Genomic DNA, 728 nt, shown 5'->3' with positions numbered 1-728 from the left:
GAAGACACGACTTTGAATGGCAACGTGCTGACCGGAACGAGCAGCGTGGACGGTGCGGTGAGTGTCACTGAATTTAGCGTGGCAGGGGATCCGGCCACTTATAATGCAGGCGACACAGCGACTATTGCTGGGGTTGGTACTCTACAAATTAATGCCAATGGAACGTTCAGTTTTGTTCCTGCAGCCAATTACAACGGTGCAGTTCCAGTCGCCACTTACACCTTGAGTGATGGCAGCAGCAGCGACACCTCGACTTTGAGCATAGACGTCACGGCTGTTGATGATGTCTTTAGCGACGCCAATGAAGTCTTGAGTACCGCAGAAGACACGACTTTGAATGGCAACGTGCTGACCGGAACGAGTAGCGTGGACGGTGCGGTGAGTGTCACTGAATTTAGCGTGGCAGGCGATCCGGCTACTTATAACGCAGGCGACACCGCCACTATTGCGGGAGTTGGTACCCTACAAATTAATGCGAATGGAACGTTCAGTTTTGTTCCTGCAGCCAATTACAACGGAGCGGTTCCCGTGGTGACCTACACCATGACCGATGGCAGCAGCAGCGACACCTCGACTTTGAGTATAGACGTCACACCTGTGGATGATGCCTTTAGTGATGCGAATGAAGTTGTGAGTACCGCAGAAGACACGACTTTGAACGGTAATGTGCTGACCGGAACGAGCAGCGTGGACGGTGCGGTGAGTGTCACTGAATTTAGCGTGGCAGG

1 protein-coding gene is annotated in these 728 nt (G+C 52.7%); it reads left to right on the top strand.

Annotated features, from left to right (window positions below):
- Positions 1-728, top strand: a 728-nt coding sequence (locus Lwor_RS13855; protein WP_193786614.1) for a cadherin-like domain-containing protein, incomplete at both ends; no start/stop codon positions are given.

This window comes from Legionella worsleiensis, from assembly GCF_001467535.1.
GTDB lineage: Bacteria > Pseudomonadota > Gammaproteobacteria > Legionellales > Legionellaceae > Legionella > Legionella worsleiensis.
Note: the sequence above shows the minus strand (reverse complement) of the source record. Positions and strands in the feature narration are given on the sequence as shown.